The organism is Moorena sp. SIO4A5, from assembly GCF_010672005.1.
In the GTDB taxonomy this organism is placed as follows: Bacteria; Cyanobacteriota; Cyanobacteriia; order Cyanobacteriales; family Coleofasciculaceae; genus Moorena.
The window spans coordinates 1-6,121 of sequence record NZ_JAAHHZ010000278.1 but is presented as its reverse complement, the minus strand read 5'-3'; the positions used below and the strand labels follow the sequence as shown (position 1 = coordinate 6,121).

Sequence of the window (6,121 nt, the reverse complement as noted above, 5' to 3'; positions counted from 1 at the left end):
CCAGCAGACCTAATCCAGCACAGGATTCAAGAAAAGCTTGGACAAAACCAGGATTAGCTTTGAGGTGATCGGAGACTTCTCGGGCAGAAATAGGTTGTTCCAGTAAAGGAAATATTCCAAGTTTTATGGCCGCTCTGAGAACCGCAGAGTTCCAGAAGCTAAAACATATATTGTCGATGCTGTCCTTCATTTATACTTCTCCTAAATCTACATGCACGTTATTGTCAGAGCTAGTTAACTTGGCAGGCAAAATTATACCTCTTGATAGAATTTCTCATAAAACGGCAGACAATCTTCCACTATAGACATTAGTTGATCAGGTATCTGAGGGGGCTCATGTCACGCCTTCAGGGATTACTATGCTCATTTTTACCCTTTTGTCAACCCCACAACCTGAATAATTAAGAAAAGTAAAAAAAATAAAGTTTTCGTTAAGATAATGAGGAAATAAAAAAAAAGCTGTTTAATGATATACGTGATTTAATTAATAAAATAAAATCACAGTCTAAATCTAATACTCAGTTCTGTATGACCGGATCTAAACCTTTTCATTTAGCTTTTCCTGTTGCCGATCTCGAAGAAACACGCCAATTTTATTGTGGTGTGATTGGCTGTAAAGAAGGACGTAGTACAGATTTATGGGTTGATTTTAACCTCTATGGTAATTCCGTTTCAGCCTATTTACAACCCCAGGAGGCAACGCGAGATATACCTAGCAACCACGTTGATCGAGATCAAACTCCTTTAAACATCCCTGTTCGTCATTTTGGCATAATTTTAGAATGGGAAGAATGGGAAAGCTTAGTTGAACGTTTAAAGGAAAAAGGCATCGAATTTACAATTGGTCCGCGAGTACGTTTTGTCGGCAAAAATGGAGAACAAGGAACGATTTATTTTCACGATCCTTGTGGAAATGTTCTGGAATTTAAGGCTTTTAAGAACCCCGAGCAAATGTTCAAGCCTTTTACATAAATACAAGACTTTGAAGCAGTTGTTATGGAGAAGATAGCCAACCCGTCTTAGAGTATATTTAAGGCTTGTTTATGCCTGTAACACCCTATCCAGATTTTTTTTTACTATAAACTAGTTGGATAGTGAGGGGTTACTGAGTCTTTTTTGGACTTATATCGTTGGGTTTGAACTTTAAAAGGAGCAATCAACAAATAATGGCGAATACAATCGAAAAGTTAGATCATGATTTGGCTGAAATCTTTATCGCAAATGATAATAATCCAACCGTAAACTACTCTTATGGGGGAACGCGAATGGTAACTCCTGATACTCAGGAGTCAGAAGCTAAGCAAATCTGCGAGCGATTGATGTGGTCTGAAAGTGCCCTGAAAAATCAACTGATCAATGCAGCATTAAGCAAAGGTGTTTTAAACCACTATAGCGATCGACTTCCTGGAGGTTTCTTGGACAGCAAAGTTGGTGGTGCTCGCTGCGTAATCAGACCCAAGCACCAAGATACTGCTGACATCCTTGTTAATCCAGAACATCCAGATTGGGATTCTACCATTTCACCAATTTTTCAACACATTGGCGAATCCCTCAATCAAAAACAAGGCAAGATCAAGTTGACTCCGGATTTTGGTCGGTTTGCTGGTTTGGCGGATACTTTGAACCGATTTACTCCTCATTCTCTCGGCATTAATTGTGATCAGGGAGGATGTGGTGGTAAATCTTCCTACTCAGCAACAGGTATTATCTCAGCGATTGAAACCCTTGGTTTCCAACAACAGAAAGAAGACCGAGTTACCTTAATTGGGGCAGTGGGAGCCATGGGTTCTGACGTTTTGAAGTACTTTTTGCGAGAGACATACCAAAATGTAGCTGTTTGTGATCTGGTGTATGATGATCCTAATAGTGGAATTGTCCCTCCAGATAACTTATTAAAGCTTCCCTCCAAGCAAAAAGCCTTCACTACAGATTGTTTGGAGCGAGGAGGATTAATTGTTGCTACTACCGTTGGACAGGAATTGGAAAACTCTTTTTGGGAGACAATGCCCAGGGGTACAACCTTACTCCTGGCTCATAATATGGCAATTCCTGGAGGTGAAGCAGGTGCTGAACTAATGCAGCGAGTTCAGCAACATGGCGTTTTCGCCTTACCTGGTCAAGTTTTGACATTGGGAGGAGCGTTAACCTCTCGGGTAGAGTGGTTCTGGCGGCAAAGCAATGCAGGTGTTCCTTTCGATAAACCTCTAGCTCACCTAGTCGTCAGGGATGTGGTTAAGTTTTTAGTCACTGAAATTAAAGCATTATCAGCATCTTCAGGATTAACTCCTTATGAAGCCATGCTACGGTATGCAGACCGAGAGGCAGTAACATTATTGCCCTAAAGATCAAGTCGCTCTTCCGATCCTATTTAGGATAACAGGATCGGAAGAACCAACAAGGCATTCACTTCAAAACCTTTGAATTTGCTATAGCGGTTTTTAGTCTAATGAGGTACAATAACAACAATGAGCAAACCAATTACGAATATCCTTAAGGGAGATTTGATTAAAAGCAAATTCAATAGCTTCTACTAAATCAAGATAAGTTCTTGCACCAATTTTACGTAAAATACTTTTGATCTTTGACCAACAATGTTCAATCGGGTTAAATTCAGGGGAGTAAGTGGGAAGATAGATTAATTTAGCACCCGTTGCTTCAATTAAATCTCTAGTTTCATCTCCTTTATGAATTGAATAATTGTCCATGATTACACAAGCTCCACTCCAAAGTTTAGGGACTAATTTTTGAGAAATAAAAGCTTCAAAAGTGATGGCATCAGTTTTTCCCAACAAACAGGTGCTGGCGAGGATAGATTCACAACTTATGGCACTAATGAGTGAAAGATTTTGACCTTTCCTATAAGGGCGCTGACCATAAGCACGTTGACCCTGTTCAGAGCGAGCAAAGAGACGAACCATTGCTAAATTCACTCCGGATTCCAATACGGAAAATCAGGTCTTTTTCGTTAATATCCCTAACCTTTTCCCAGAAATGTAAACGTTGTTTTTGTACCTCATCTGTGCCTTTTTTTGTGGCGTACAGTGTTTTTTTTTCGGGTTATTTTTAGACGCTTTAGCATTCTATATACTGTGGAAATACCAATGAAAACTCCGGTTTCTTTCGCGCTTCATGTTCCGCAGTTCTTCTAAAGTAGCGTCATTAGTCATGGTCACCAGATTTTTGAGAATCGTTAATTGTTTTGGCTTAAGTTTTGTCGGAGTTTGTTGAGTGCGAATTTTCGGGGCAATATTTCCAGTGTCCCGATACTGTTTGAGTAATTTTTGAACAAAGCTTAAGGCAACATTGAACTGTTTAGCAAGCTGACGTTGAGAGATATTACCTTGAGTATAAACATCAATAATTTTTTGTCTAAGATCAACGGAGTAGGGTTTCATGGTTTTTTATTAGAATGTATCATCATTATTGTACCTTACTAGCTTAAAAACCGCTATACTGGCATAGTTTCCTAAGGTTGAATTTGATTAAAGATTAGATCAAATCCAGTTAATCACTTATCAAAGAGTCTGTGGATTTTTGGGTTATGGTAATGGGGAATTGATAATTGTAAACTACCCATTACCAATAAATAATAATTGAGAACTGCTATAACCTACTAACACCATCAACACTCAAAGGTTGCTAACCCCAAATAGCGAACTCCTGACGGGGTAATTTCAAAGCGACAAGGCAACACTTCCAAACCATTGCTAACTGCTTCTCTTAAGAGTTTACCATAGTCTGGATCATACTTATCACCAGGGGAAAAGTGCAAACAATCAGCACGATTAATAAAATAAAGCATCACGGCTCGTGCTTCGGGAAGTACTGCCATCAGTTCTTGCAGATGTTTTTGTCCACGAGTAGTAACTGTATCAGGGAATAAAGCACGATTCTCTTCAGCTAAGGTAGCACTTTTCACTTCTAAATAAATCGGGCGCTCTGAGCCAGTCAGTAAAAAATCCACGCGGCTTTTCCGTTCTTTTCCGTAACGCACCTCAGGGCGAATTTCGCTGTAGCTGTCCGCTAATTCGGGAATCAGTTTTTGTTCCAACGCTAACTTAATCACTCGATTAGGTAAAGCCGTATTAACCCCTACCCAAGTGGGTTCATTGTCCTTGACCTGAATCATTTCCCAAGTGTATGGTAACTTCCGCTTTGGGTTATCACTATGGGACACTTGTACAGGAGAGCCAATAGTTGAAACTCCAATCATTGGGCCAGTATTGGCGCAGTGAGCAGTAATAATTTCCCCTGATGGCAGTTCAATATCCGCAAGAAAGCGTTTGTAGCGTTTGAGTAAAGTTCCAGCTTTTAGGGGTGGGTAGGAGTAAATCAAGTTATTGTCATTAGTCATGTTATAGTTACTAGCTTTTAATGGTTAATTGGTTAAGGGAGTCGGGAGTCGGGAGTCGGGAGTCGGGAATCGGGAGTCGGGAGTCGGGAGTCGGGAATCGGCAAGAGGGAATCGGGAATCGGCAAGAGGGAATCGGGAATCGGCAAGAGGGAAAACTGATCTTACTCCCCATCTCCCCATCTCCCCATGGAGTCGGGAGTCGGGAGTCGGGAATCGGCAAGAGGGAATCGGGAATCGGCAAGAGGGAATCGGGAATCGGCAAGAGGGAAAACTGATCTTACTCCCCATCTCCCCATCTCCCCATATCCCCATCTCCCCATCTCCCCATCTCCCCATCTCCCCATCTCCCCATCTCCCCACACTTCCCACACTCCCCCATCTCCCCATCTCCCCATCTCCCCACACTTCCCACACTCCCCCATCTCCCCATCTCCCCATCTCCCCATCTCCCCATCTCCCTATCTTCAAGCAGGAGAGATCTCAAGGGCGTTGAATAATCTTTTCCAGAACCCGCCGCTTGGCTTTGGTGTCGATACCAATTAGGCGCACATACTCACCCTTATGCTCCCCTAAGCGTTCTGTCAAAGCAGCGATCGCTTCCGATACATTGTTTTCTGGTAATGGATTCCCACTTTTCCAAGCATTATTCTTAACCCGACGCTCATTGCCGTATTCTAGGGTAAGGCGGTAACCTTGAGCCAAAAGCTCTCCAATCTGGTCTTGGGTTTCTAGATCTAATCCTAGATGTAAGGGCTTTTTGCTACCATTGCGCTGTCCTGTCTCAGAGTGATTTAAGCCGTTCGTGACTTTAGGGCTAGTTGACTCACTGATGACTGGATTGGATACAGGTGCCTTGTGGTTTGCTTGAGGTTGGTCAGGGGTTGGGATATTATAATTAGTATTTCTAGTATTTGTATTAGTTGCTTGGCTCGTCAGGGAGGGGACTTGATTGTACTCCCTAGCTAGTCCGCTGAGTTCCAACCGTTGCTGTTCAGCTTTAATCAGTTCTCCAAACTCAATTAAGCGGGAGATGCTAAAGTTTGGTGTTTCAAATTTGGGCGGTCCTTCCTTACTGTTGACTACACGAGAGGAAACTCGGTCTATACCAATATCGTAAATAAACTTACGGATTTGTTCATCGTAAATACGCGATCGCAAAGCACTGAAGAAATCAATCGCTTGATTGTCGAAGGTATCAATCAGTTGTTCAATCTCCCCGGTAGAGAGTCCATCTTCGTGAAAGATACCACTAACAATACCAATCCGGTCTTCTCGGTTGGGCTGCCAGTAGAATTTCGCCATCCGACCATCCCGAGTCAAGGGCGCATAGAGAGTAGAAAAATCATTACCAGTGACAATAATCGGTACTCGGTGGATCGGTTGTGAGTCATAACTCCCTGGAAGTTGGACATTGGTGGGATTATCAGCAATGTTCATCAAAGTACCATGCACCAGCTGGGTATTTACCGTATATTGGGTGCGTTCATCGAACCGTCCCGCCCCAGCATCCAAGTCATTGATCATCAGCACACACATCTTACCCTTGACTCGGATCATTTCAGCGGTTTCTCGGTAGCGCAAGCGGATCAGACGGGCTGGATCCCCAGCATCTGGGCTTTCTAGCTCACCAGAAGACATATGAACCGCTTCAATGCCCATGCGCTCGAACACAAGCTCACACTGAAAGGACTTACCCTCCCCCTTCCGTCCATGAATTCCCAGAATTAGAGGCACACGGACATGGGGTATATCAAGGAAGTTTTTAGT

The 6,121-nt window shown here is 42.6% G+C and carries 7 protein-coding genes and 1 pseudogene; 2 read left to right on the top strand and 6 right to left on the bottom strand.

Features of this window, described 5'->3' with window-relative positions; all coding sequences use genetic code 11:
• The coding region (locus F6K57_RS34880; RefSeq protein ID WP_293072550.1) for a methyltransferase dimerization domain-containing protein at positions 1 to 190 on the bottom strand (190 nt) is incomplete at its 3' end.
• 338 nt (positions 191 to 528) lie between these two features.
• On the opposite strand from F6K57_RS34880, the gene F6K57_RS34875 reads away from it, so the two are divergent.
• Together F6K57_RS34875 and F6K57_RS34870 are read left to right on the top strand one after the other, a co-directional pair.
• Complete coding sequence (locus F6K57_RS34875; protein ID WP_293023043.1) at positions 529 to 972, top strand: VOC family protein; 444 nt, start codon at positions 529 to 531, stop codon at positions 970 to 972.
• Between the two features lie 194 nt (positions 973 to 1,166).
• A complete protein-coding gene (locus tag F6K57_RS34870) occupies positions 1,167 to 2,342 on the top strand; it encodes a hypothetical protein (RefSeq protein ID WP_293023040.1) in 1,176 nt (391 codons plus the stop codon).
• A 96-nt stretch (positions 2,343 to 2,438) separates the two neighbouring features.
• Here F6K57_RS34870 and F6K57_RS34865 read toward each other — a convergent pair.
• The 5 genes and pseudogenes from F6K57_RS34865 to F6K57_RS34845 form a co-directional block, all read right to left on the bottom strand.
• Positions 2,439 to 3,395: pseudogene (locus F6K57_RS34865) on the bottom strand (IS630 family transposase).
• Between the two features lie 227 nt (positions 3,396 to 3,622).
• Positions 3,623 to 4,354, bottom strand: coding sequence for a DNA/RNA nuclease SfsA (sfsA, locus tag F6K57_RS34860; protein ID WP_293023037.1), 732 nt, complete (start codon positions 4,352 to 4,354; stop codon positions 3,623 to 3,625).
• A 24-nt stretch (positions 4,355 to 4,378) separates the two neighbouring features.
• Positions 4,379 to 4,690 carry a hypothetical protein gene (locus F6K57_RS34855; protein WP_293072547.1) on the bottom strand — a complete coding sequence of 104 codons (312 nt, stop codon included), beginning with the start codon at positions 4,688 to 4,690 and terminating at the stop codon, positions 4,379 to 4,381.
• Positions 4,632 to 4,808, bottom strand: coding sequence for an isopentenyl pyrophosphate isomerase (locus F6K57_RS34850; protein ID WP_293072545.1), 177 nt, complete (start codon positions 4,806 to 4,808; stop codon positions 4,632 to 4,634). Before F6K57_RS34850 ends, F6K57_RS34855 begins: the two co-directional genes overlap by 59 nt.
• 26 nt (positions 4,809 to 4,834) lie before the next feature.
• A partial coding sequence (locus tag F6K57_RS34845; RefSeq protein ID WP_293072543.1) for a ribulose bisphosphate carboxylase small subunit occupies positions 4,835 to 6,121 on the bottom strand: 1,287 nt, incomplete at its 5' end.

Bases quoted from the DNA above. Each gene is read 5' to 3' on its own strand.
- F6K57_RS34875 (WP_293023043.1), top strand. From the start codon at position 529: ATGACCGGATCTAAACCTTTTCATTTAGCTTTTCCTGTTGCCGATCTC.
- F6K57_RS34870 (WP_293023040.1), top strand. From the start codon at position 1,167: ATGGCGAATACAATCGAAAAGTTAGATCATGATTTGGCTGAAATCTTT.
- sfsA (WP_293023037.1), bottom strand. From the start codon at position 4,354: ATGACTAATGACAATAACTTGATTTACTCCTACCCACCCCTAAAAGCT.
- F6K57_RS34855 (WP_293072547.1), bottom strand. From the start codon at position 4,690: ATGGGGAGATGGGGAGATGGGGAGATGGGGATATGGGGAGATGGGGAG.
- F6K57_RS34850 (WP_293072545.1), bottom strand. From the start codon at position 4,808: ATGGGGAGATGGGGAGATGGGGAGATGGGGAGATGGGGGAGTGTGGGA.